General features: G+C 72.8%; 21 protein-coding genes and 1 pseudogene. 13 read left to right on the forward strand and 9 right to left on the reverse strand.

Translation table 11 applies throughout. The features are described 5' to 3' along the window. Window positions 1-13: 13 nt before the first annotated feature. Entirely contained in the window at window positions 14-517 is a 504-nt protein-coding gene (locus ACFY0D_RS13225; protein ID WP_390798431.1) for a metal-dependent phosphohydrolase, read from the reverse strand. 329 nt (window positions 518-846) lie between these two features. Here ACFY0D_RS13225 and ACFY0D_RS13230 point away from each other — a divergent pair, with 329 nt between their 5' ends. Both ACFY0D_RS13230 and ACFY0D_RS13235 read left to right on the forward strand, forming a co-directional pair. Then, window positions 847-1,020: a hypothetical protein gene (locus tag ACFY0D_RS13230; protein WP_162500713.1), complete on the forward strand. Its 174-nt coding sequence runs from the start codon at window positions 847-849 to the stop codon at window positions 1,018-1,020. Window positions 1,021-1,213: 193 nt separating this feature from the next. Then, window positions 1,214-2,197, forward strand: a complete 984-nt coding sequence (locus tag ACFY0D_RS13235) for an NAD-dependent epimerase/dehydratase family protein (protein WP_390798432.1) — start codon at window positions 1,214-1,216, stop codon at window positions 2,195-2,197. On the opposite strand, the gene ACFY0D_RS13240 is transcribed toward ACFY0D_RS13235, so the two are convergent. From ACFY0D_RS13240 to ACFY0D_RS13250, 3 genes and pseudogenes are all read right to left on the reverse strand, one after another. Continuing rightward, entirely contained in the window at window positions 2,183-3,622 is a 1,440-nt protein-coding gene (locus ACFY0D_RS13240) for a lipase maturation factor family protein (protein ID WP_390798433.1), read from the reverse strand. The genes ACFY0D_RS13235 and ACFY0D_RS13240 overlap by 15 nt on opposite strands. Window positions 3,623-3,642: 20 nt before the next feature. Continuing rightward, window positions 3,643-4,176, reverse strand: coding sequence for a DUF1990 family protein (locus tag ACFY0D_RS13245; RefSeq protein WP_390798434.1), 534 nt, complete (start codon window positions 4,174-4,176; stop codon window positions 3,643-3,645). 155 nt (window positions 4,177-4,331) lie between these two features. Next, window positions 4,332-5,156 (reverse strand): annotated as a pseudogene (locus ACFY0D_RS13250) (YndJ family protein); the annotation flags it as partial. A gap of 162 nt (window positions 5,157-5,318) precedes the next feature. Here ACFY0D_RS13250 and ACFY0D_RS13255 point away from each other — a divergent pair. The 7 genes from ACFY0D_RS13255 (at window position 5,319) to ACFY0D_RS13285 (ending at window position 12,870) form a co-directional block, all read left to right on the forward strand. Beyond that, a complete protein-coding gene (locus tag ACFY0D_RS13255) occupies window positions 5,319-6,713 on the forward strand; it encodes a DUF6777 domain-containing protein (protein ID WP_390798435.1) in 1,395 nt (464 codons plus the stop codon). Window positions 6,714-6,720: 7 nt separating this feature from the next. After that, the gene (locus tag ACFY0D_RS13260) at window positions 6,721-8,784 is read left to right on the forward strand and encodes a SpoIIE family protein phosphatase (protein WP_390798436.1); all 2,064 of its coding nucleotides are present in this window, start codon (window positions 6,721-6,723) and stop codon (window positions 8,782-8,784) included. Window positions 8,785-8,857: 73 nt separating this feature from the next. Then, window positions 8,858-9,514, forward strand: a complete 657-nt coding sequence (locus ACFY0D_RS13265) for a class I SAM-dependent methyltransferase (RefSeq protein WP_390798437.1) — start codon at window positions 8,858-8,860, stop codon at window positions 9,512-9,514. A 93-nt stretch (window positions 9,515-9,607) separates the two neighbouring features. Continuing rightward, complete coding sequence (locus ACFY0D_RS13270; protein ID WP_390798438.1) at window positions 9,608-10,861, forward strand: hypothetical protein; 1,254 nt, start codon at window positions 9,608-9,610, stop codon at window positions 10,859-10,861. 20 nt (window positions 10,862-10,881) lie between these two features. Further along, a complete protein-coding gene (locus tag ACFY0D_RS13275) occupies window positions 10,882-11,742 on the forward strand; it encodes an Fpg/Nei family DNA glycosylase (protein ID WP_390798439.1) in 861 nt (286 codons plus the stop codon). A gap of 26 nt (window positions 11,743-11,768) precedes the next feature. Further along, on the forward strand, window positions 11,769-12,158 hold the full coding sequence (locus ACFY0D_RS13280) for a hypothetical protein (protein ID WP_390798440.1): 390 nt from the start codon (window positions 11,769-11,771) through the stop codon (window positions 12,156-12,158). Window positions 12,159-12,390: 232 nt separating this feature from the next. Further along, complete coding sequence (locus ACFY0D_RS13285) at window positions 12,391-12,870, forward strand: AbfB domain-containing protein (protein ID WP_390798441.1); 480 nt, start codon at window positions 12,391-12,393, stop codon at window positions 12,868-12,870. Window positions 12,871-13,222: 352 nt separating this feature from the next. On the opposite strand, the gene ACFY0D_RS13290 is transcribed toward ACFY0D_RS13285, so the two are convergent. Both ACFY0D_RS13290 and ACFY0D_RS13295 read right to left on the reverse strand, forming a co-directional pair. Then, window positions 13,223-13,687, reverse strand: coding sequence for a hypothetical protein (locus ACFY0D_RS13290; protein ID WP_390798516.1), 465 nt, complete (start codon window positions 13,685-13,687; stop codon window positions 13,223-13,225). A gap of 228 nt (window positions 13,688-13,915) precedes the next feature. Then, complete coding sequence (locus tag ACFY0D_RS13295) at window positions 13,916-14,455, reverse strand: sigma-70 family RNA polymerase sigma factor (protein WP_390798442.1); 540 nt, start codon at window positions 14,453-14,455, stop codon at window positions 13,916-13,918. A gap of 356 nt (window positions 14,456-14,811) precedes the next feature. Here ACFY0D_RS13295 and ACFY0D_RS13300 point away from each other — a divergent pair, with 356 nt between their 5' ends. Continuing rightward, on the forward strand, window positions 14,812-16,011 hold the full coding sequence (locus ACFY0D_RS13300; protein WP_390798443.1) for a CapA family protein: 1,200 nt from the start codon (window positions 14,812-14,814) through the stop codon (window positions 16,009-16,011). A gap of 30 nt (window positions 16,012-16,041) precedes the next feature. Here the strand turns inward: ACFY0D_RS13300 and ACFY0D_RS13305 are convergent, their stop codons facing one another. Next, window positions 16,042-16,503, reverse strand: coding sequence for a universal stress protein (locus tag ACFY0D_RS13305; RefSeq protein WP_390798444.1), 462 nt, complete (start codon window positions 16,501-16,503; stop codon window positions 16,042-16,044). A 148-nt stretch (window positions 16,504-16,651) separates the two neighbouring features. Here ACFY0D_RS13305 and lysX point away from each other — a divergent pair, with 148 nt between their 5' ends. Together lysX and ACFY0D_RS13315 are read left to right on the forward strand one after the other, a co-directional pair. Continuing rightward, window positions 16,652-19,981: a bifunctional lysylphosphatidylglycerol synthetase/lysine--tRNA ligase LysX gene (gene lysX, locus ACFY0D_RS13310; protein ID WP_390798445.1), complete on the forward strand. Its 3,330-nt coding sequence runs from the start codon at window positions 16,652-16,654 to the stop codon at window positions 19,979-19,981. A gap of 99 nt (window positions 19,982-20,080) precedes the next feature. Beyond that, window positions 20,081-20,974 carry a polysaccharide deacetylase family protein gene (locus ACFY0D_RS13315; RefSeq protein WP_390798446.1) on the forward strand — a complete coding sequence of 298 codons (894 nt, stop codon included), beginning with the start codon at window positions 20,081-20,083 and terminating at the stop codon, window positions 20,972-20,974. A gap of 33 nt (window positions 20,975-21,007) precedes the next feature. Here the strand turns inward: ACFY0D_RS13315 and ACFY0D_RS13320 are convergent, their stop codons facing one another. Beyond that, window positions 21,008-21,670 carry a class F sortase gene (locus tag ACFY0D_RS13320; protein WP_390798447.1) on the reverse strand — a complete coding sequence of 221 codons (663 nt, stop codon included), beginning with the start codon at window positions 21,668-21,670 and terminating at the stop codon, window positions 21,008-21,010. A 364-nt stretch (window positions 21,671-22,034) separates the two neighbouring features. On the opposite strand from ACFY0D_RS13320, the gene ACFY0D_RS13325 reads away from it, so the two are divergent. Continuing rightward, entirely contained in the window at window positions 22,035-22,556 is a 522-nt protein-coding gene (locus tag ACFY0D_RS13325) for a hypothetical protein (RefSeq protein WP_390798448.1), read from the forward strand. A gap of 98 nt (window positions 22,557-22,654) precedes the next feature. Here the strand turns inward: ACFY0D_RS13325 and ACFY0D_RS13330 are convergent, their stop codons facing one another. Continuing rightward, window positions 22,655-23,230, reverse strand: a complete 576-nt coding sequence (locus ACFY0D_RS13330) for a hypothetical protein (protein WP_351158079.1) — start codon at window positions 23,228-23,230, stop codon at window positions 22,655-22,657. Window positions 23,231-23,392 lie beyond the last annotated feature (162 nt).

Here is a 23,392-nt window from a genome sequence, read left to right on the forward strand (position 1 = left end):
CACCGTCCCCGTCCTACCAGGCCCTGCTCGACCCCCTCGGCGCACCGAGGGGGTCGAGGGCGTTTCCGGGGGACCCGACCCGGCAGGACCCGGCCGAGACCAGTTCCAGCAGCGGCTGCCAGTCCTCCAGCACGCCCGCGTCCAGGCCGGCCACGGCCGCGGAGTCCCGGGCCTGGCACAGGGTGGCCACCGCCTCGGCCTCGGCGTCGTCGGCCTCGCGGTCGCCTTCGCGGTCGCGTTCGCCTTCGCGGTGTCCGCCGTCCGCACCGGCCGGCCGGAGCGGCGACTGCAGCCGTACCAGCCGGGCCACCCGCTCGCCCAGCAGCGGGCGGATCGACTCCGCCGCCACCCCGACGGTAACCGTCCCGTCACTCAGACGGAGCAAATGTCCGAGGCGGTGCACCAAGCCCGCGATCTGCAGTTCCTTGTCGAAGGGGTGCGAGCGGCGCAGCAGGGCCGCGGTCCGCAGGCCCCGGTCGTCGGGGTCGGCGCGCAAGAGCTCCATCAGCTCAAGCACGCTTGTGACGTAAGGGACTTGAGCCTCGGGCACTTCGGACCCCGCCACCACCGACCCCCTCCGTCACACCCCGCGCGTCCGGGATCGAGCAGATCACCCGTCACGTACCCGCAGACCCACGACTTGCTGAACTAGGAGCGAAAGTAAGAGGGCGCAGCGGATTTTGCCTTCCTATCGAGCGGAGGTCCGCTCATATGTGTACTCTGGGGCATCAAGACGGCCCCCATCCGGGCCGCGCTCCACTAAGGCGCCACCGCGTCCGGAAACCTTTCATCCCTTGCCCGGCGCGCGGTCCGCTTACCGGGTTACGCGACACGAAGGAGTGCGCGGTGACTGAGAAGACAAAGCCCGAACCGACGGTGATGGAGCGGACGGGAACGCGGGCGAAGCCCCGGACCGACGAGCTCGGAAGCCTTGAGGTCTGGGCCCGATCCGCCCCGATCCGGCTGGCCGGGTACGAGGACGACCTGGCGGAAGCGCACATCCTGCCCGGTATCGACTAGTCCGCACAGCGGTGCCAAGCGCCCCCGCGTGCCCACGCGCACCGGGGGCGCTGCCCTGCCCGAAGCATTTCCCGCCCGCCCGCGGCTCCCCGCGCGGTCCCGGTGGGGTTCCCCTCCCGGCTACGCCCTGAGCGTCTTCGCCGACGGCGATCACCGCTTCCGCCGCCCCGCACGCCCCGGCAGGCTGGCGGGCATGAAGCTGCTGATGCTGGGTGGTACCGAATTCGTCGGACGCGCGATCACCGAGGACGCCCTGACCCGGGGCTGGGAGGTGACCGTCTTCCACCGCGGACACCACGCGCCCCCGCCGGGCACCTCCGCCCTCCACGGGGACCGCACCGCCCCCGAGGGTCTGGCCACCCTCGCTTCCGGCGAGTGGGACCTGGTCGTCGACACCTGGGGCGGCGCCCCCACGGCGGTACGCGACAGCGCCCGCCTGCTGCGCGACCGGGCCGGGCGGTACGCGTACGTCTCCACCCGCTCGGTGTACGCATACCCCGCCCCGGCCGGCCTCGCCGAGGACGGCCCCCTGGTCGGGGGCTCGCCGGACGCCGGGCCGACCGCCTACGCCGAGGACAAGCGGGGCGGCGAACTCGCCGCCCTGGACGCCTTCGCGGACCGCGCCCTGCTGGTGCGCGCCGGGCTGATCCTCGGCCCGTACGAGAACGTCGGCCGGCTGCCGTGGTGGCTGAACCGCACCGCCCGCGGCGGCCCGGTGCTCGCCCCGGGACCGCGGGAGCTCCCGATCCAGTACATCGACGTACGCGACCTCGCGCACTGGACCCTGGACGCCGCCGAGGCGGGGCGCGGGGGCCCGTACAACCTGGTCTGCCCGTCCGGGCACGCCACGATGGGCGGACTCCTCGACGCCTGCGCGGCCACCACCGGGGGCGGCGCCGAGCTGCGCTGGACCGACCCGGACCGGCTCCTGGAGGCGGGCGTGGCGCCCTGGACCGAGCTCCCGGTCTGGGTCCCCGAGGGCGAGGCCTACGACCACATGCACCGCGGGGACGTCTCCAAGGCGCTGGCGGCCGGCCTGACCTGCCGGCCGGTCGAGGAGACCGTGGCCGACACCTGGGCCTGGCTGCGCACGCTCGGCGGAGCCGCCCCGCAGCGCCCCGACGTGCCGGCCAAGGGCATCTCCGCGGAGCGAGAGGCCGGGCTACTCGGGCTCTGAGCGGTGCGCGTCCGCGAGGCGGGTCGGCGGGAGGTACTCGCGCACGAGCGTGCGGTGCCACCAGGCCCCCGTCTCGCGCAGCTCCCGCCAGGTGGTGAACCGGTAGCGGTACAGCAGGGCGCGGACATGGACGGGCGGGGCGTGCGGGAACGGGTTGTCGCGCAGCAGCCGCAGCGTGTCCCGGTCGCCCGCCAGCAGCCGCTCCACGAACGGCCCGAACCAGTCCCGCGCGTAGTCGGGGGAGATCGCGGCGAACCACATCAGCCAGTCCAGCCGCAGGTGGTACGGGGCGAACTGGCGCGGAATCCGGCGCGGTTCACCCGGCTTGCCCTTGAAGCCGTACTCGCGCCAGTCCCCGTCCGCACGCGGCACCCGGTCCGCGGTGCCCTCCACCGCCACCTCCATGCGGACCCGGCCGACCGAGCCGAAGGCCCCGTAGGTGTTGACCAGGTGCAGGGCGTCGAAGGAGCGGTTCATCACCTGGCGGCGCGAGACCATGTTGAGCACCGGGTGCCGGCTGAGGAACAGGACGAGTACGGTCACCGCGCACACAAGGACCACGAACCACACGGGACCCGTGCGCGAGGCGGCCGCCGGGGGAGCGCCCGCGAGCCCGGTGAAGTCCACGGCCGAGACGGCCAGGGTGATCGTCAGCCAGTTCAGCCAGGCGAAATTGCCCGAGAGCACCAGCCACAGCTGCGTCGCGATGATGATCCCGGCGGCGTACGAGGCCACCGGCTGCGGGGTGAACAGCAACACCGGGACGATCAGTTGGGTCACGTGGTTGGCCGCGCACTCCACCCGGTGCAGCGGCTTCGGCAGATGGTGGAAGAACCAGCTCAGCGGCCCGGCCATCGGCTGCGTCTCGTGGTGGAAGTACAGGCAGGTCAGCTTGCGCCAGCAGGGGTCCCCGCGCAACTTGATCAGTCCGGCCCCGAATTCCACGCGGAAGAGCACCCAGCGCAGCAGCCACAGCACCAGCACGGGCGGCCCGGCCCGCGCATTGCCGAGGAACACGGCGAGGAAGCCCACCTCCAGCAGCAGCGACTCCCAGCCGAAGGAGTACCAGGTCTGCCCCACGTTCACGATCGAGAGGTAGAGCAGCCAAAGCACGGCCCACATCGCCATGGCCGCGCCCAGCGGCACCTCGTCCCCGGCCCCGGCGGCCAGCGCCGCCGCCAGCGCCGCGCCGCCCCAGGCGCAGCCCGCGAAGAGCCGGTCGGAGTAGCGCAGTTGGAAGAGGCTCGGGGCGCGCCGGAAGGGCACGTACCGTACGTAGCGCGGTACGGGCGTCATGCCGTGCGCCCCGATCAGGGCCCGGAACTGCAGGGCGGCCCCGAGGAAGGCGACGAGGTAGACCCCGGCCAGGGCCCGCTGGAAGACCAGCCGGGCGAGCCAGTATCCGGGCGCCGTGAACCAGTCCATCGCCTCCAGTATCGGACCGGTCAGCCGGTGGCGGCCAGCTTGCGCAGGTGGTGGCCGAGCAGGCGGGCGTAGGACAGCTGGAGGAAGGGGACCACCGGGCCGGCCAGGCGGGTGTACCAGGTGTTCGGGCGGCTGAAGGCGGTGACCGTGAACCACACCGTGCCGTCCGGGTCCATGTCCACGATGAAGGACTCCTCCCCGCACTCGGGGTGCCCGGCGAGGGTTCCGTAGGCGAAGCCGATGCGGGCGGGCTCGTACGCGGTCCAGATCACCTCGCACGGAGCGTCGATCCGCAGCGGCCCGAGGCCGATCCCGACGGTCACCCGGCTGCCGGGCCGGACCGCGCCGTCATCGGCCCGCACGCGCATGCCCGAGGTCCGGTGGGCGTGGAAGGTGGTGACCGCGGTTCCGGCGGCCTCGAAGACGGCCCGGCCGTGTCCGAGGCGGGTGCGGTGGCGCAGGTGGTTGTATCCGGCGGGCAGCGGCCGGTGAGCCGTCGCGCCCCGGTCGGGGTAGTTGACGGTGTCCCGGCCGGCGCTGATGAGGCGGGTCATGGCGAGGTCTCCACTCGGTCGGTGGTGAGGCGTGGTCGGTGGTCCGGGCGGTCGGTGGTGCGGGCGTCGGAGGGCAGGGCGTCGGTGGTGCGCGCGTCGGTGGTGCGGCCATCGGAGGGCAGGGCGTCGGTGGTCCGGGCGTCGGCGGTCTGGGCGTCGGCGGCCAGTCGGCGCCAGGCGAGCACCGAGCACAGGGCGAACCCGAGGGCGTTGCCGAGGCCGTGGGTGGCGGCCATCCAGGTCAGGGTGGGGTGGATGATCCCGGTGGCCTCGCCGGCCGCCCACCACAGGGCGAGCAGCATGGTGGCCACGAGCACGGCCGCCGAGGTGGCGAGCAGGGTCCGTGTGGTCCGGTCCGCGCCGCCGGGCCGGATCTCCCGCCAGGTGAGCAGGGCCACGGCCCACATCCCGCCGGTCAGGACCACCGCGCCCAGCAGCTCGGCCCAGTCGTCGACGAAGTAGCCGAGGAGTACGAGGAGGGTGCCCGCCGGGACGCTGTACGCCGCCCAGCGCGCGAGGCCGCCGGTTCCTGCGCGGCCCCCCACGGCGCGGCACACCAGCCCGGCGACCAGGGCGGCGGTGAACCCGGCGAAGTGGAAGTGGGGCACGGTCAGCGCCAGGATGTCGAGATCGAAACCGAAGAGCCGGTACCCGGCGCGCTCGGCGACCAGAGCGGTGGCGGCGATCGACGGCGAGACCAGCGCGGTGGCGACGGCGACCGCGGGCGGGGTCAGCGAGCGGGCGCGCAGCAGCGGGACCGGGGCCCGGGCGGCGAGCGCCAGGCAGGCCGCCGCGTACAGTACGGCGAGCGCGGTGGCGGGCATTCCGCGCGGCAGCCACAGGCACACGGCCCCGGGTGCGGCCGCGACCGGCCAGAGGCGGGCCGTGCGCAGGAGCCGGGCCGGGTCGATGAGCCGCAGGCCGGCCGGGACCACGTAGAGCATGCCCAGGGTGACGATCACGTTCACCAGTACCGTCACCCTGGACTCCCCCAATGCCGCGGTTCAACGCCTTGAACGCGTTCAACTCATGGTGGTGAGCCTACGGCGTTCCTTGAACATGTTCAAGGAGCGCTCCGGTTGCGACTCCCGCGCGGATGCGGCAGACAAGAGGGAGCAACCGGGGCGAAAAGGGAGATTCAAGTGAACGGATCGTCACTTCCGACACCGCGTCAGGCGTCGCGTCGTCATGCACCTGCCGGAGCCGCCCTCTTCGCCCTCCTCGGCCTTCTCGCCGCGGCGTGCGGCAGCAGCCCGGAGCAGCCGGCGGGCGCCCCCGGAGCCGAGAGCCAGGAGGTCTACCTCCAGCCCGTGGCCTCCGCCGGCCCCGATCCCTTCACCGCCTCCTCGGCCACCGCCGAGTCCGCCCCCGTACAGCCCCCGCTGCCCAACCCGACCGGCCAGGGCATCCGCACCGTCAACGCGGCCACCCCCGGTCTGTACGGAGGCACCCAGCGGCTCGGCAGCTGCGACGTGGAACAGCAGGTCCGTTTCCTGACCGCCGACAAGGCCAAGGCCCAGGCCTTCGCCGAGGCGTCGAACATCGAAGAGGGGAAGATCCCCGACTTCCTGCGCGGCCTGACGCCCGTCGTCCTGCGCGCCGACACCCGGGTCACCAACCACGCCTTCCGCGACGGCGCCGCCGACGGCTTCCAGTCCGTCCTCCAGGCCGGCACCGCCGTGCTCGTGGACGAGCACGGCATGCCCCGGGTCCGCTGCGGCTGCGGAAACCCGCTGGCCTCCCCGCGCACCGCCAAGGGATCGCCGGTGCACAAGGGCGACCCGTGGAGCGGCTACCAGGCCAACCAGGCCGTCGTCATCGAACCCACCACCCACGTGATCAACAACCTGGTGATCGTCAACATCGCCGACAACACCTGGATCGAACGCAAGCGGGGAGACGACGGCGCGCAGGACCGGCCCCCGAAGGCGATGCCCCCGTACGACCCGTCCGCCGGCATCCCGGACGGGCCCCTCACCCCGCCGGGGTCCACGTCCGGCGACCCCTGCCCGCCGAACCAGGCCTCTCCGGCCTCTCCGGCCTCTCCGGCCTCTCCGGCCTCTCCGGCCTCTCCGGCCTCTCCGGCCTCTCCGGCCTCTCCGGCCTCTCCGGCCTCACCGAGCGCCCCGACCTCGCCCACCGCTCCGACGCCGGGGGCGACGGACTGCCCGCAGGACCCGCAGAACTCACCCGGCGGGACCCTGCCGCGGAAGCCGGGCACGCCGTCGAACCCGTCCACCCGGCCGCAGCAACCGGAGCAGCCGCAGCAGCGGCCGCCGTCCGGCACTCCCTCGGACCCCCTGGCCGGCCTGCCGCCACTGGACCCCGGTGAGCTGGGGCTGCTTCCCCTGGACCCCGACGGATCGGGCCTGCCGCCCGCAGACCCCGCCGACCCCGCGGCCCCCGTCGATCCGTACAACCCGGACATCCCCTCCGACCTGTACGCCCCTTACAACCCGTCCGATCCCAACGCGGTCCCGGACCCGGACCTGCAGCCGCAGCCGTCGGACGGGGGCTATCCGCTGGAGAGCGCCTGACCGGCCCGTGTGTCATGGTGGATCGGTGCCGACCACCGTATCGCTGCCGGACGACTGGCCCGCACACCCGGACCGGTCGCTCTCGCTGAACCGCATGGGCAGTTTCGACTGGGACCTGATCACCGGTCTCATGCACATGGACGAAGCCGCCCTCGACGTCTTCGACACGACTCCCGACGAGTACGACGGCCGGCCGGAGTCGCTCGACCCGCGCGTCCCCGCCACCGAGGGCGCCCGGCTCGACGCCCTCGTCTCCTCCGCCCTCAAGAGCGGCGAGGACAGCTACGGCGCGTACTTCCGCATCCGCTGCCACGACGGACGGCTGCGCTGGACGCACACCCAGGGCCGCGTCATGCGCGGCCCGGACGGCCGCCCGTACCGGATCATCGGCATCGTCCGGGACGCCACCGACGAGCTCAGCCACTCGGCGGAGCGGCTCGGCCTGGACGAGGAACGGCGCCGCCAGACGTCCGTGGTCGAGTCCACCACCGCCGCCCTCGCGCACGCCCGGACCGTGCAGGACGTCATCGACGTCATCGGCGACGCCCACGGCCTGGAACGGCTCGGCTCGATGGGCATGGTGATGGGCCTCGTCGAAGCCGGCCGGATCCACCTGGTCGCCGAGGGCCCGGAGGACAGCTTCGTCCCCGGCACCCGCTACACCCGCATCGACGAGCAGTACCCGATGAGCGAGGTCGTCCGCTCGCTGGAGCCCCGCTTCCTCGACTCGGCGCAGGAGTTCGCCCGGGACTACCCCGGGCTCTGGGCGAAGATCTCGTACATGCGGATCTCGGCCGCCGCCTACCTGCCGCTCATCGCCCAGGCCCGCCCGATCGGCGCGATCGGACTGCTCTACCAGGACAAGGACGGCTTCACCCAGGAGGAGCGCAACCTGCTCGTCGCCCTGGGCAGCAGCATCGCGCAGAGCCTCCAGCGCGCCATGCTGCTGGAGCAGGAGCACGACCTGGCCGAGGGCCTCCAGCAGGCCATGCTGCCGCGGCGGATCCCGTCGGTCGCCGGCGGGGAGATCGCCGTACGCTACCGGTCCGCCCGGATGGGCCAGGACATCGGCGGCGACTGGTACGACGTCATCCCGCTGCCCGGCGGCCGGGTCGGCGCCGTCATCGGCGACGTCCAGGGCCATGACACGCACGCGGCGGCCGTCATGGGCCAGCTCCGGATCGTGCTGCGCGCGTACGCCGCCGAAGGGCACTCGCCCGGCACGGTCATGGCCCGGGCCTCCGTCTTCCTGCACGAGCTGGACACCGACCGGTTCGCGACCTGCACGTACGTGGAGGCCGACCTCGCGACCGGCGTCCTCCAGGTGGTCCGGGCGGGCCACATCGACCCGCTGCTGCGCACCCGCGACGGGGACTGCCACCGGCTCCCGGTGGCGGGCGGCATGCCGCTCGGCCTCTCGGCGGAGTTCGGCCGCCTGGAGTACCCGGTGACCACGGTGGAACTGGACCCCGGAGAAACGGTCCTGCTGTGCACCGACGGCCTGGTGGAACAGCCCGGCGCCGACCTCGACGACGGAATCCAGCTCCTGACCTCCCACATCCGCCGCGGACCGGCGGACCTGCAGCTCCTGGCGGACCTGCTGTGCGAGATCGTCGACGAACGGGGCGGGGACGACGACATGGCGCTGCTCCTGCTGCGCCGCCACGTGGTGGCCGCCCAGGAGGGCGGCGGCCGCCTCCAGCAGCACGTGGCACCGGGCGACCCGGAGGCCCTGGTGGCGGCCCGGCACATGATCGGGGCGGCGGTGCGGTCGTGGGGCGCGCGGGAACGGGCCGACGAGATCGAACTGGTCGCGGACGAGCTGATCGTCAATGCCCTGATGCACACGGACGGCCCGGCGATCGTGACCCTACGGGTCCTGGCGGCCCCCCAGCGCCGGCTCCGGGTGGAGGTGGAGGACCGCTCCAGCGCACTGCCGCGCCGCCGCGAGGCGGGGGAGTCGGGCGTCTCGGGCCGGGGCCTGATGCTGGTGGACCGCCTGGCGGACGTCTGGGGCGTGGAGCCGCGGGGCGGCGGCAAATGCGTCTGGTGCGAATTCGTGATGGGCTGACCCCCACCCGGTCCCGCCCCGGGCCGCCGCTTCGTCACCCCGGCTGTCGGTGCCGTCCGGCAGGATCATCGGCATGTCCGAACCCACCCGCGCCATCACCGAGTACTGGGACGCCGCCGCGGCCGCGTTCGACGACGAACCGGATCACGGCCTGCGGCAGGAGCACACCCGTGCCGCGTGGGCCCGGCTGCTGAGGTCCTGGCTGCCCGCCGGGCCGGCCGACGTCCTCGACGTCGGCTGCGGTACGGGGTCGCTGTCCCTGCTGCTGGCCGAGGCCGGGCACCGGGTGACCGGTGTGGACCTCGCGCCCCGGATGGTGGAGCGGGCCGAGGCCAAACTGGCGGCCGCGGGCCTCGCGGTACGGTTCCTCGTCGGCGACGCCGCGGATCCGCCGACCGGGCACGAGCGGTACGACGTCCTGCTCTGCCGGCACCTGCTGTGGACCCTGCCCGATCCCGGGGCCGCGCTCCGTGCCTGGGTCGCGCGGCTCGGCCCGGGAGGGCGGCTGGTACTGGTCGAGGGGCGGTGGCGGGAAGCCGGCGAGAGCGGCGTGCCCTATGTCGCCGGAGCCGGATCGCTCCCCTGGAACGGCGGGGTCACCGCCGGGGATCTGGCCGCCGCGGTCCGGCCCCTGGTGTCGGGCTTGTGGATCGAACCGCTCGGCGACGACACCGAGTTGTGGGGCGGACCCGTCACCGACGAGCGGTACGCACTGATCGCCCGGATCTGACCCGGGCGGCGCACGACAAGGCCACCGCCGGCGCGCGGGCCCACCGGGAAAGTCCGTTGCGGGCCCGCCGCGGCTCCGTGAGGATCGGGGGCGATGACCAACGCCATAGATGAAGTACGCCGATTCCTGAAGAAGGACGATCTGCCCGGAGCGGTACGGTCCCTGCGGCCGCACGCCGAGACGGCATCGATCACCGAACTCGCCAAGGCCGCACGGGCCCTGGCCGACGCCGCCGGGTTCAAGGACCTGGCCGGCGCCGCCAAGGCCGCCGCCAAACGGCCCGGCGAACCCCAGGCCCTCTACGACTTCGGCTACGCCTGCGTCGAGCACGGCATCGCCTTCCTCGCCGTCGCACCGCTGCGCGAGGCACTGCGGATGCTCCCCGACTCGCGGCCGCTCCTCGCCGAGCTGGTGTCCGCCCTGGAGGACGAGCACCGGCACACCGAGGCCGCCGCCCTGCTCTCCGGCCGCGGCCAGGGGCTGCCCGCCTGGCCCGAGACGTACCTCCTCGTGCACCACACCCTGCTGGCCGGGGACCTGGACACCGCCGAGCGCATCGGCCGGGCCCTCCCCGCCCCCGAGGACCCGCAGTGGTCCGGCGCCCACGACCGCCAGAGGCACCGGCTGCACCGCACCGGCCAGGCCCGCCGGGCCCAGAGCGCGGCCGGCCACACCGGTCCGCTCGGCCCCGCCGACCTGCGCGGCTGGCACTACGGCCTCACCGGCGGCCTCCTGGGCGTCCTCTCCCCGTACGGCTGGGACGCCGGGATGACCGGCCGGTACGCCTACCTCGGGGACACCCACGAGCAGTGCCGCCACGGCCTGGCCCGCCTCGCGCTGGCCCTGGAGGCCGCCGGGCGCCGCCCCACCACCGTCTCGCTGCTGCCCGGCCGGTCGGAGCGGATCCTCGGGCTCGCCGCCGCACGGGTGCTGGGGCTGCCCGCCGTACCGTACGAGCCCGCCCGTACGGACACCCTCGTCGTCGCCTACGACCTGAACGCGACCGACCCTGACCTCCTGCGCACCCTGCACGCCCGCGCCGACGGCCAGATCCTGTCCGAGCACGCCACCTGCTGGACCGATCCGCCCGCGGTGAGCGCGGACTTCAGCGCACTGCTGTGCCAGTTCGTCTCCCCGCCCTGGAAGGACGACCAGCGGCCCGAGGAGGAGATCGCCCGGGACATCGCGCAGGCCGCCGCCGGCCCGGACGAGGGCGACGGCGCGACCCCGCCCGACCCGGACGAGGCCTTCCGGGCCTTCGTGACCGCCGTCCGCGACGGCTGGCTCACGGCACCCCGCGACCGCGTCGCCTCGCCGGGCCCGGTGCCCAGCTCGCGCTTCGCCTGAGGCGGCGGCAGGCTGGGACCATGCCGGAGCTGCCCGAGGTCGAGGCCCTGCGGGAGTACCTCGACGAGCACCTCACCGGGCGGGTGGTCGAGCGCGTCCTCCCGCTCGCCGTGAGCGTGCTCAAGACCTACGACCCGCCGCTGACCGCCCTCGAAGGGCAGCCGGCCGGCACACCCGCCCGGTACGGCAAGTTCCTGGCCCTGCCGGTCGGCGGGCTCCACCTCGTCACGCACCTGGCCCGGGCCGGCTGGCTCCGCTGGCAGGACACCCTGCCCGCGCAGCCGCCGCGCCCCGGCAAGGGGCCGCTCGCACTGCGCGTCTCCCTCGTCGGCGGGGGCGGTTTCGACCTCACCGAGGCCGGAACACAGAAGCGCCTCGCCGTGTACGTGGTCCACGACCCGCAGGAGGTGCCCGGCATCGCCCGACTCGGCCCCGATCCGCTCGCCGAGGGCTTCGACCGGGACGCCTTCGCCACGCTGCTCGCGGGGGAGCGGCGCCAGATCAAGGGCGTGCTGCGGGACCAGAGCGTGATCGCGGGAATCGGCAACGCCTACAGCGACGAGATCCTGCACGTGGCCAGGGTCTCGCCGTTCAAGCTCGCCGCCTCCTTCACCGAGGAGCAGCTCACCCAGCTCTACGAGGCCGTGCGGAGCACCCTGGGCGAGGCCGTCGGCAGGGCCCACGGGGTGGCCGCGGGAAAGCTCAAGGCCGAGAAGAAGAGCGGCCTGCGGGTGCACGGCCGGGCCGGTGAGCCGTGCCCGGTCTGCGGGGACACCGTACGCTCCGTCTCCTTCGCCGACTCGTCCCTGGAGTACTGCCCCACCTGCCAGACCGGTGGCAAGCCGCTCGCGGACCGGCGGCTCTCCCGCCTCCTCAAATAGGCGGTCGCTGCGTAGACTCCGGCACCATGGCCGAGGAGCAGCAGCAGTCGCCGCCCCGGCGCGAGATCGTCACCGGGGTCCCCCGGGGCGCCCGCCGCCGACCGCCCGCGCACACCCCCGCCCGCTCGGAGATCTCCGAGCAGACCACCCTCGGGGCCACCTACGTCCGGGCCCTCATGCGCAGCCAACTGCGCGCGGCTCTGGGGGCGTTGGCGGCGCTCGTGTCGCTGATCGGGACCCTGCCGCTGGTGTTCGCCCTGTCGCGCGACGCGTCGGGGCCGCTGGTCTGGGTGGCGCTCGGCCTGCTGGTGTATCCGGTGATGTGGCTCATCGCCCGGTGGTACGTCACCCGGGCGGAGCGCAACGAGGCGGATTTCACCGGCCTGGTGATGGATCCGGCCGACCGCGGCCAGTGATCTGAGGCGGGGCTCGGATGCCCTCGTGTGGTTGAAGCGGTAACCGTGGTGAAGCGCTGGCACCCAAGCCTTCGGCGGCGCATGATGGACATAGTGCTCTCACCCGCATGGACGCAAGAGAGTGACGGCCTTCTCGGCTTCCGCTCCCGTCCCTGCACATGGGGTGGTTGAAGACGAATCGAGTCGTTCATCACTCGGACTCAGGTGGACGCATCACGGAAGGACGGACATCGTGGCCGTTCTCAAACTCTCGTTGTTCTCGAACAACTTCCCCGATTTCTTCATCATCGATCGCAACGGCTTCGGTGACATTGCCAAGATCGAAACCGAAGATGACCGGCGTGACGCCACGTTCCAGTGGACCGGCCCCAGCCTGGCGACTTTCGGCGGAACGGGCATGCTGGTAAGGGCAGTTGCCCCGCCGGGATTCTGTCTGCGCATCGCGACGTTCGACGACTTCCGCATTCACAGCAAGTTCTTCACCGGGATCATAGACCCCCAGGTCAAGGCGGAGGTCATCGAGGAATCGACCTACTTCATCGAAGCGGCGGAGATCGACCCGAACCAGGCTTCGTTCCGGTCCGTGAAGTTCCCGGACCGATTCATCCGGCACAGGAACTTCGAACTGTTCGCCGAGCCGCTGGTGACCATTTCCGACCTTCAGTCCGCATGCTTCAGGATCGCCCCGCCACTCCATCCGGAGGAGTTCTAGACGGACCCGGCGCGGAATCGGGAGCGCACGGCGGCAGGACCCGCCGGGAGAAGCCGGGAACCCCGGGATCGTGGCGCAGGTGCTCCCAGGCCGGCCAGAGCGGCGAAAACATCGCCGAAGTGGAACTCGGTCCCCTCGCCACGGCCTTCCGGCGTCGGGGTGGGGGAGACGGAAGGCGCTCCCGGCTTCGGCCGGGGCGGGGGGTACAGCGCCGGCAGCGAGCCGATGGCGCCGTCGCCGCGCCGAAGCTCCGTCAGGAGCCGGCCCAGGAGGAGGTCCTGGGATTCGGCGACCTCGGCGTGGGCGTCCGCCGCGAGGGAGGCGAGGTCAGCGTCCCGTGCCCGCGGCTTCGTCAGAACAGGTGCATCGCCAAATGTCCCAGCGGTAGACCGAGTTGCCAGGCCGGGGTCCATACCCGCGCGTTCTCGTCCAGTTCCGGCGGGAAGTCCGTGTGGTCGGGCCGTCCGGGGTCGAGGTTGGTGGCGAACAGCTCGGTGCCGTCCAGCCAGCGCCACGCCGCCCGGGCCAGTTCCAGGTCGGGGTCCCCGCCGTCGCCGCGCTCCCGGGCCTCCTCGCCGAGCGCGAGGAACCGGGTGTGCACCCAGTCGCGCCACGGGTGTCCGTACGCCGTGAGCGACAGCCACTCGTCGAGCTGCGAGACCACCCGGATGCCGGAGAGCTCACCGGCCGCGTCCGAGAGGTAGATCGTCAGGGCGAGCGTGTCCCGTCCGGCCCTGAACTCCAGGGTGCTGACCGGGATGAGCCGGCCCGTACGCAGCAGTTCGTCCGCGATGTACTCGGCATACAGCCAGGCCATGGGCACCGCGAGCCCGCCGTCACTGGTGCCGTTACTACCCTCGGGCTGCACCGTTCCACCTTCTCCCGCGCTTCGAGCGTCCCGTCGTCAGTCCTGAGCCTTCACCGAGCGGCTCGCGGAGCGGGGGATGTTTACTCAACTTGCACGCTCTGATGCCGAAATCGACGCGTTTTATGTCCGATCCGCATCTATTCACGGCGTTACACGATCTTTCGCCGTGCCGCAGGCTCAGGCGCCGAGGCCGTACCCGTACCCCTGGAGGCCCTTCTTCAGGGCGCGAAGGGCGTAGTACGTCCGGGACTTGACGGTTCCGGCCGGGATGCCGAGCTCGGCGGCGGCCTCGGCCACCGAGCGGTCACGGAAGTAGACCTGCATCAGCACCTCGCGGTGCTCCGGCATCAGGGACCCCACGGCCCGCCGGACGTCGATCGCCGTGACCGAGCCGGCCACCGCGTCCTGGGGCTCGGGTGCGTGTTCCAGCCCCTCCGGATCCACCTCCAGCGGCCGTGAGAGCCGGGCCCGCCGGGCGTCGATCGCGAGGCGCCGGGCCACCGTGAACAGCCAGGGCCGCATGGAGTCGTGCCCGCTGGACAGGGCCTCCGGGTGCTGCCAGACCCGTACGAGGGTCTCCTGTACGAGGTCCTCCGCGCGCTGGGCGTCCCCCGCCGTGAGGCCGACCAGGAATCCGAACAGGGCCCGCCCGTGGTCGCGCTGGAGTTCGGCGAGTGCCTCGGGGTCCGTACGCGGGAGGGTGGGGGAGAGCGGCACGAGGGGCTCCTTCCGGGGTGCGTGGGGGGCCGTGGAGGCGGCGACCCGTCCACCCTGACCTGCACGGAGCCCACCTGGAACCGTCCGGCCCCGGCGTTGCGCCCAAGCACCCGGGTCGTCCGCCGGGCGGCCGTGCGGGTCGGTGAACGGTCGAACGGCGCGGCGAACGGCATGCGGCCGCCGCCCGGGTCTGGCGCCGCCCGGGTCTGCCGTCGCCCGTGTCCGCCGCCGCCCGTGTCCGCCGTTCGGGTGGGCGTGTGTCCGCGAGACGGATCCGTTCCTTGACTTACGGCGTGTAGTTATATGGATTGCATGTGATCACATGTCAGATAATCGTATTAACGAGAGCGGGGCCCATGACCACGCGAATCCGTCCGCCGGTGCTCGCCCTCCTGTCGGCCGTGCTGCTGTCGGCCGCCGCCGGATGCTCGGCCGCCGGGAGCTCCGCACCGGCCCGCCTCGGGGACTCCGGCGGACCGGCCGCCCCCTCCACCGCCGCCGGATCGCCCGCCGCCCAGGGCTTCACCCTGGTCGCGAGCGGCGACGTACTGCCGCACACCTCCGTCATCCAGCGCGCGGCGAACGACGCGGACGGCGACGGATACGACTTCAGGCCGATGTTCTCCGGGGTCAAGCCCGTGGTGTCCGCGGCCGACCTCGCCCTCTGCCACATGGAGACCATCTACGGGGAGGAGGGCGGCCCCTTCTCCGGCTATCCGGCCTTCAAATCGCCGCCGGAGGTCGCCGACGGGCTGAAGGACGCCGGGTACGACGGCTGCTCCACGGCCTCGAACCACACCCTCGACGACGGGGGCGCCGGTCTGCGCCGCACGCTCGACCGCTTCGACAAGGTCGGCCTGAGGCACGCCGGCTCGGCCCGTACGGCCGCCGAGGCGGCCACGGTGACCACGTACACGGCGGGCTCCGCCAAGGTGGCGCACCTCGCGTACACCTACGACACCAACGGCTACCCGCTGCCCGACGGCCAGCCGTGGGCGGTCAACCTGATGAAACAGGACAAGATCATCGCGGATGCGCGGGCGGCCCGGAAGGCGGGCGCCGACGTGGTGCTGGTGAGCGTGCACTGGGGCACGGAATGGGAGACCGAGCCGGACGGGACCCAGCTCTCGCTCGGCAAGGCGCTGACCGCCTCGCAGACCGGCGGCCGCCCCGACATCGACATGATCCTCGGCACGCACGCGCACATCCCGCAGCCCTACGAGAAGGTCAACGGGACCTGGATCGTCTACGGCATGGGCGACCAGGTCGCGGGCGAGATGTTCAACTACACGGGTGCGCGCGACATGCGGGGCAACTACGGCTCGATCGGCCGGTTCACCTTCGCCCCGCCGGCCGCCGCCGGGCAGCGCTGGCAGGTCACCAAGGCCGAGTTCGTGCCGCAGATGATGGACCTGTCCGCGGGCCGGGTCGTCCACCTGCCCGACGCGCTCGCCAAGGACCCCGGCCGCGAGGACTACGAGAGCGCCCGCGACGCCATCAGCGAGGCCGTCCTCAGCCGTGGCGCAGCCAAGGACGGCCTGACCATGGGCAGGTAGGACCGGGGACGGGGCCCGGGACCCGGGCCCCTACGGAACCACGGTGACGGGCCAGCGGCCCGCCTTGACCAGGCGGATCGCCACCGACCCCACGATGCGGTGGCCCGCCTGCTCGGAGGCGCCGACCACCACCGCGTCCGCCATCAGCTCGTCCGCCGCGCTCACCAGGCCGGCGTACGGGTCGCCGCGGAAGGTGTGGAACTGCCAGCGCACCTCGTAGATGCCCTTGAGCCGCTCCGCCGACGCGCGGATCTCGGCCACCAGGCCCTCCGCGATCTCCCCGGTGGTGTCCGCCACCGGCGCGCCCAGCGCGGCGCCGGCCGCAATCACCGGCTGGACGTAGACCAGAGCCAGCAGGGCGTTCTGCCGCCGGGCCAGCCCCGCCGCGTAGGCCGCGGCCCGCAGCGAGGACTCCGATCCGTCCACCCCGGCCAGGATCACCTTCGGGCCGTCGGTACCGCGTTCGAATTCCGTGTTCACGTGCTCCGTCACCCTGCCGAGGATAGGCCGTGCGCCGCAACGCCCGGGGCGCGGCCCGGGCACGGTCTGCGCAGGGCCTGCGCAGACCCGTGGACACGGCCCGGAAGCGCCCCTCCCGCTCGGCGCGCGCACCGGCGCCGCCCTCCCTACAGTGCGAACCATGAGTGCCACCAGCGCCACCGCGGAGGAGAAGCACGGAACCCGGAACCGCTTCCTGAACCGGGTGCCCGACGGGTTCGGCGCGTTCTTCGGAACGCTCGGCCTGCTCTGCGCCCTGCTCGCGCTCTCGCCCACGCTGCGGCGGCTCCTGCGGCACATCGTGCGGTTCCTCGACCTGATCGTCGTGCCGGTCAGCGCGAACCTCGCCTACGCCGTCTTCCTCTTCCTCCTTGCCGCGGCCCTCGGCACCCGCAAGAAGGTCGCCTGGTGGATCGTCATCACCTATTTGGCCCTGCTGATCGTCGACGACGTGCTGGAGATGGCCGTCGGCGAGTACTGGATCGGCATCCCGTCCATGATCATCGCCGTTGCCGCACTGGCCGTGCTGATCGCCGCCCGCGACGAGTTCTACGCCGCGTCCCGCCCCGGAGCCCTGTGGCACGCCCTGTTCGTGCTCGGTCTCGGCCTGCTCGCCGCCGTACTCGCGGGCTGGGCGCTGGTCGCCCTCTTCCCCGGCACCCTGCCCAAGGGCCAGTGGCTGGACTGGGCCGCCAAGGAGGTCTTCGGCGGCCTCTTCTCGGCCCGGGAGTTCGACGGCCACCCACCCCGCCCGCTCTCCTTCCTGCTCGGCCTCTTCGGCGCCGTCGCCCTGCTGAACGCGGCCATGACCCTCTTCCGCTCCCAGCGTCTGACCGCCGCCCTGCACGGCGACGAGGAGCCCCGCATCCGCGCCCTCCTCGGCGCCTACGGACGGGGCGACTCCCTCGGCTACTTCGCCACCCGGCGCGACAAGGCCGTCGTCTTCGCCCCCAACGGCAAGGCCGGAGTCACCTACCGCGTCGAGGCCGGCGTCTGCCTCGCCAGCGGGGACCCGGTCGGCGACCCCGCCTCCTGGAGCGCCGCCATCGACGCCTGGCTGGCCGTGGCCCGGCGCTACGGCTGGCAGCCCGCCGTCATGGGTGCCTCCGAGGACGGAGCCACCGCCTACGGTCGCTCAGGACTCGGCGCACTGCAGCTCGGCGACGAGGCCATCCTGCACGTGGCCCACTTCGACCTCGACGGCCGCGACATGCGCGTCACCCGGCAGGCCGTCAACCGGGTCCGGCGGACCGGGGCCACCACCGTCATCCGCCGCCACTCCGCCCTCTCCCAGGACGAGATGCAGAGGATCGTGGAGAGCGCCGACCGATGGCGCGACACCGAGACCGAGCGCGGCTTCTCCATGGCCCTGGACCGGCTCGGCGACCGCGCCGACGGGGACTGCCTGCTGGTGGAGGCCTTCGACGACCAGGGCGAGCTGATCGCCCTGCTCTCCTTCGTCCCCTGGGGCAGGGACGGCATCTCCCTCGACCTCATGCGCCGCGACCGCACGGCCCCCAACGGGGTCATGGAGTTCATGGTCGCCCAGCTCTGCGCCGCGGCCCCCGGCCTCGGCGTGCACCGGATCTCCCTCAACTTCGCCGTTTTCCGCTCCGCCTTCGAGGAGGGCGGCCGGATCGGCGCCGGCCCCGTCCTCAAGCTGTGGCGCAGGCTGCTCCTCTTCTTCTCCCGCTGGTGGCAGCTGGAGGCGCTCTACCGCTCGAACGTCAAGTACAACCCCGAGTGGTACCCGCGCTTCCTCTGCTACCAGGACGCCGGCTCGCTCGCCCGGGTCAGCCTCGCCTCCGGCATCGCCGAGGGCTTCGTCTCCGTACCCAGCCTGCGCACCCTGTGGGGCAACGGCCACCCCAAGGGCCTCACCGCCCCCGTCACCACCGAGGGACTGCCCTCCATCGACTCCCTCGGCCTGGACGCGGTCGAGCAGGAGGACGCGCGGGCCCCGGCCGAGCGGCTGCCCGAACAGGTGCGCGTCCGCCACGCGAAGCTGGACCGCATCCGGGCGGCCGGCACCGACCCCTACCCGGTGGGGATCCGCCCGCGCACCCACACGGTCGCGGAACTGAAGGCCACCCACGAGGGTTCTCCCGGCCACCCCGCCCTCCCGCCCGGCGCCCGGACCGGCGAACAGGCCACCCTCGCCGGACGCGTGATGCTCGTACGCGACCTCGGCGGCGTGGTCTTCGCGGTCCTGCGGGACTGGTCCGGGGACATACAGCTGATGCTCACCCGCGACGAGACCGGGGCCGAGGTACTGGACTCCTTCACCTCGCAGGTCGACTTCGGCGACCACGTGCTCGTCAGCGGCGAGACCGGCGCCAGCAAGGCCGGCGAGCCGTCCCTCGTGGTCCGGTCCTGGCAGCTCACCGGCAAGTGCCTGCGCCCCCTCCCCGACAAGCGCAAGGGTCTCGCCGACCCCGAAGCCCGCGTCCGGCGCCGCTACCTCGACCTCGTCGCGAGCCCCGAGGCCCGGGACGTCGTACGGGCCCGCTCCAGCGCGGTCCAGGCCCTGCGCCAGGGACTGCTCGACCGCGGCTACCTGGAGGTCGAGACACCGATGCTCCAGCAGATCCACGGCGGCGCCAACGCCCGGCCCTTCCGCACCCACATCAACGCCTACGACCTCGACCTGTACCTGCGCATCGCGCCCGAGCTCTACCTCAAGCGGCTCTGCGTCGGCGGAATGGAGAAGGTCTTCGAGATGGGCCGCACCTTCCGCAACGAGGGCGTCTCCTACAAGCACAACCCCGAGTTCACGATGCTGGAGGCCTACCAGGCCTTCGCCGACTACGACGTGATGCTCGACCTCACACGCGAACTGATCCAGGGTGCCGCCACCGCCGCCTTCGGCTCGCCCATCGCCCACAAGGCGGGACCGGACGGGAAGCTCGTGGTCCACGACATCTCCGGAACCTGGCCGGTCAAGACCATGTACGGGGCCATCAGCGAGGCCCTCGGCGACGAGGTCGACGCCGACACCGAGGAAGGGGTGCTGCGCCGGCTGTGCGACCGGGCGTCGGTCCCGCACGCCCCCGAGGACACCCGCGGCGACGTGGTGCTGGAGATGTACGAGCGCCTCGTGGAGGAGCGCACCAAGCTGCCCACCTTCTACAAGGACTTCCCCACCGACGTCTCCCCGCTCACCCGCCAGCACCGCCGGGACCCCAGGCTCGCCGAACGCTGGGACCTGGTCGCCTTCGGCACCGAACTGGGCACCGCCTACTCGGAGCTGACCGACCCGGTGGAACAGCGCCGCCGCCTCACCGCCCAGTCCCTGCTCGCGGCGGGCGGCGACCCGGAGGCGATGGAACTCGACAACGACTTCCTCGACGCCCTGGAATACGCGATGCCGCCCACGGGGGGCCTCGGCATCGGCGTGGACCGCCTCGTCATGTTCCTCACGGGCCTGACGATCCGCGAGACCCTCCCCTTCCCCCTGGTCCGCCGCGGCTGACCGGGCCGGGCGCCGGCGGCGTCGGCCGACCGGGTGAGGGGAAGTGGGTGCGTCCGCGCCTCTCGACAACTTCGGCGATGTCGTTGATACGTAGTAATAATGAAAAATGACGAGCCGACAGTAGGGCGGCGCACGGTCCTGCGTACCGCCGTCTTCCTCGGGGTCGCCGCGGCCTCCGGGCTGCTCAGCGTGGGTGGTGAGCGCGGTACCGGTACCCCGGGGCCCGGACCGGGCGGGTCCGGAGCACAGGCCGGGCCGGGGGCGCGGCCCGCGGCGGGTGCGCCGGGGCTGCGGGCGCAGGCGCTGCCTGAGAAGTCGTACCGGCTGCGGCCGATGACCGCCGACGCCCCGGTGCGCGCGGCGGCCGTGAAGCCGGCCGTGAGGACCCGGCCCATCCTGGAACTTCCCGCCGCCGAAGCCGCGTCGGCCGGCATGGTGCTCACCTTCGACGACGGTCCGGACCCCCGCTACACCCCCGCCATCCTCGACACCCTCGCCCGGTACGGCGTGCGCGCCGTGTTCTTCGTCTGCGGGGAGATGGCCGCCGAGAACCGGAACCTGCTGCGCCGGATGGTCGACGAGGGTCACGTCATCGGCAACCACACCTGGACCCACCCGCTCATCCCCAGCCTCAGCCGCCCCGCCCTCGCCTCCGAGATCGGCCGCACGAGCGAGGTCGTACAGCAGACCGTGGGCGAGGCGCCGCTGTGGTTCCGGGCCCCCTACGGAGCCTGGAACCGGGCCGCCTTCGAGATCGGGGCCGAGCTCGGCATGGAGCCGCTCGCCTGGACCGTGGACACCCTGGACTGGAAGGAACCGGGGACCCCGACGATCATCTCCCGGGTCCTGGGCGGCGCGGCCCCCGGCGTGATCGTCCTCTCGCACGACGCCGGCGGCGACCGGTCGCAGAGCGTCCAGGCGATCTCCTCCTACCTTCCCCAACTGCTCGCACGGGGCTACCGGATGACCCTCCCGGTGCTGCCGCCCCGCTGAACCGGGAGCCGGCCGCGGCGGATACCCGCGGGCTCAGCGGGCCTCCAGCATGCGGGCGAAGACGACCACGTTGCCGTCGTAGCCGCGGGCCTTCGAGTATCCGCCGCCGCAGGTGATCACCCGGAGTTCCGGGTGCCCGGTGTCCCCGTACACACGGGCTCCGGGGAAGGCCTCCTTGGAGAACACCTCCACCCCGTAGACCTCGAACACCGCCGTGCGGCCGTCGTACCGCTCCACCTCGATGTGGTTGCCCGGCTTGACCGAGCCGAGGCCGTAGAAGACCGCGGGTCCCTGTGCGTTGTCCACGTGCCCGACGATCACCGCGGAGCCCCGCTGGCCCGGCGAGATGCCGTTGAGGTACCAGCCGGCGAGATTGCGGTCCTGCGGCGGCGGCGCGTCGATCCAGCCCTCCGCGTCCAGCCCGACCGTCATCACCGGCGCGTCCACGTTGATCGTGGGAATCCGGATGCGCTGGACCGACGAGTGCTCCAGCACCTCCATGTCCGCCGGGGGCGTGGGTGGATCCGCCGGCAACTGGCCGGACGTCACCGCGACGGCCGAGGCCGCGGTGGGCTGCGGCGGCCCGTCGCCGACATTCACACCGTTGCGCACCATGGCGAGGCCGGTGAGCATGACCAGGGCGAGTACGCCCCACGGTGAGCGTTTGCGTGACTGCCCGGGCTCGTCCTCGCCCATCGTTCTCCCTTCCCGACGCGGGGGTCCCGACCCGCGTTCCTGTCCCGCCCCTGTACGCCCTACTTCACGCACGCTAAGGCCGAGTCGGCAGGACGGCGAGGGGGGAAGGGCGAACGGGTGGCCGCCACCCGGAGGGGGCCGGAAGGGGTGCGCCCATCCAGGTAATCGTCACATAAATGCCTGACGGGTCGTGACCTGCGGATCCGTCAGTTGCATTTCCCGCCCTTCGGCGTGTCGCTCAACCGGGCGGCCCAAAGCCGGAAATGCGGAGGTTGCGGGACGACCTGAGGGTTCGACGTGGGAGGCGTTCTCGTCGATCATCCGGGGCCGACGCTCCGGGGCGCTTCCCGCTGGAGGTTCCACCATGCGTGTATTGCGCGCTCTTACCGTGACGGCGGCAGCCTGCGCCGTGATCGGCCTCAGTGCCCCGTTCGCCTCCGCGAACCAGGACCCCGGGGGCCGGGGTGGGAATGGGGGTGGGAACGGCCCCAGCAACATCTCCGTCAACCCGTACTCCGTGCACCAGGGTTCCACGATGCAGGTGAGCGCGGCGGGCTGCGGTCACGGCGGTACCGTCACGTCGCACGGCAACTTTCCGCCGGCCAACCTGTCCGCGGGGTCCATCGGCTTCGCGACCGTCCGGATCTTCAACCACGCCTCGCCGGGGCACCACACGCTGTCGGTCAAGTGCAACGACAGCAACCTGGTCGCCACGCACCGCTTCACGATCCTGGAGGGCAACCCCTCGCAGGGTGGCATCGGCGGATCCTTCGGCCCGTCCACCGCCGAGACCGCCATCGGTGCGGGCCTCGTGGGCGCCGCGGCGCTCGGCGCAGGCGCCCACGTGCTGCGCCGTCGCCGACCGCTGCGCAGCGGACGGGCCTGACCGGGCCCCCCGGACGCGGATCCCCCGCCACCGCCGATCGCCCCGAGTCCTCGTCAGGACTCGGGGCGATCGGCGGTGGCGGGGGATGTCCGGCGGGTTCAGTGGCTACGGCCGGACCCCCTGCGGCGCAGGGCGAACACGGTGCCACCCGCGGCGGCGAGGAACAGGCCGGCGCCGGCGCCGAGCTCCACGGGATCCATGCCGGCCACGCTGCCGCCCAGACCGCCGCGGACACCGAGGGCGGAGGACGGGGTCGGGAGGAGGGTCGCGCCGGTGCCGGTCCGTGTGGAGCTCGTGGTGGGTCCGGTGGTGCCGCCGGCGATGGTCAGGTCGGCCGAGCCCGTCTCGCCGTTGCAGGTGAAGGAGACGGAGTAGACGGCTCCGCGCCGGGCGTCCCGGTCCACGGTGACCCGTACGGTCTGGCCGCGCGCGATGCTCACGGTGTCGAAGACCCCGGAGGAGGCGGTGGCGTAGGCGGCGTTGCAGCGGCTGACCGCGAGGACCGTCTGCCCCCCGGGGGCGACGGTCGAAGGCGTGAGGGTGAAGCCGAACGAGGTGATGGGCTGGGCCTCGGCAGCGGTCGCGGCGGGCGCGCCGAGGACGCCGAGCGCGAGTACGGCGCCCGTGGCGCCGGCGCTCAGCAGGGCGGTGGCGGAGGTACGTATCGCACCCATGGTTGATTCTCCGGATCCCCGAGGAGCAGCCGCGGAACGGTTTTCCGCACGTGGGGGGTCGTGCGCCTCGATGTCCGACACGCTAGGTCGGGGTGCGGTGACCCGCGATCAGGAACGGGCGAATGGGGCATGGCCGTGGGCCGAACCGGGGACGGGAGGCCC

The sequence above is a fragment of the Streptomyces sp. NPDC001502 genome (assembly GCF_042894785.1).
Taxonomy (GTDB): Bacteria; Actinomycetota; Actinomycetes; order Streptomycetales; family Streptomycetaceae; genus Streptomyces; species Streptomyces kutzneri.

What these genes read in the sequence shown, in the direction of transcription:
- ACFY0D_RS13235 (WP_390798432.1), top strand. Translation starts at nt 1,214, where the DNA reads ATGAAGCTGCTGATGCTGGGTGGTACCGAATTCGTCGGACGCGCGATC.
- ACFY0D_RS13240 (WP_390798433.1), bottom strand. Translation starts at nt 3,622, where the DNA reads ATGGACTGGTTCACGGCGCCCGGATACTGGCTCGCCCGGCTGGTCTTC.
- ACFY0D_RS13245 (WP_390798434.1), bottom strand. Translation starts at nt 4,176, where the DNA reads ATGACCCGCCTCATCAGCGCCGGCCGGGACACCGTCAACTACCCCGAC.
- ACFY0D_RS13265 (WP_390798437.1), top strand. Translation starts at nt 8,858, where the DNA reads ATGTCCGAACCCACCCGCGCCATCACCGAGTACTGGGACGCCGCCGCG.
- ACFY0D_RS13270 (WP_390798438.1), top strand. Translation starts at nt 9,608, where the DNA reads ATGACCAACGCCATAGATGAAGTACGCCGATTCCTGAAGAAGGACGAT.
- ACFY0D_RS13275 (WP_390798439.1), top strand. Translation starts at nt 10,882, where the DNA reads ATGCCGGAGCTGCCCGAGGTCGAGGCCCTGCGGGAGTACCTCGACGAG.
- ACFY0D_RS13280 (WP_390798440.1), top strand. Translation starts at nt 11,769, where the DNA reads ATGGCCGAGGAGCAGCAGCAGTCGCCGCCCCGGCGCGAGATCGTCACC.
- ACFY0D_RS13290 (WP_390798516.1), bottom strand. Translation starts at nt 13,687, where the DNA reads ATGGCCTGGCTGTATGCCGAGTACATCGCGGACGAACTGCTGCGTACG.
- ACFY0D_RS13300 (WP_390798443.1), top strand. Translation starts at nt 14,812, where the DNA reads ATGACCACGCGAATCCGTCCGCCGGTGCTCGCCCTCCTGTCGGCCGTG.
- lysX (WP_390798445.1), top strand. Translation starts at nt 16,652, where the DNA reads ATGAGTGCCACCAGCGCCACCGCGGAGGAGAAGCACGGAACCCGGAAC.
- ACFY0D_RS13315 (WP_390798446.1), top strand. Translation starts at nt 20,081, where the DNA reads ATGAAAAATGACGAGCCGACAGTAGGGCGGCGCACGGTCCTGCGTACC.
- ACFY0D_RS13320 (WP_390798447.1), bottom strand. Translation starts at nt 21,670, where the DNA reads ATGGGCGAGGACGAGCCCGGGCAGTCACGCAAACGCTCACCGTGGGGC.
- ACFY0D_RS13325 (WP_390798448.1), top strand. Translation starts at nt 22,035, where the DNA reads ATGCGTGTATTGCGCGCTCTTACCGTGACGGCGGCAGCCTGCGCCGTG.
- ACFY0D_RS13330 (WP_351158079.1), bottom strand. Translation starts at nt 23,230, where the DNA reads ATGGGTGCGATACGTACCTCCGCCACCGCCCTGCTGAGCGCCGGCGCC.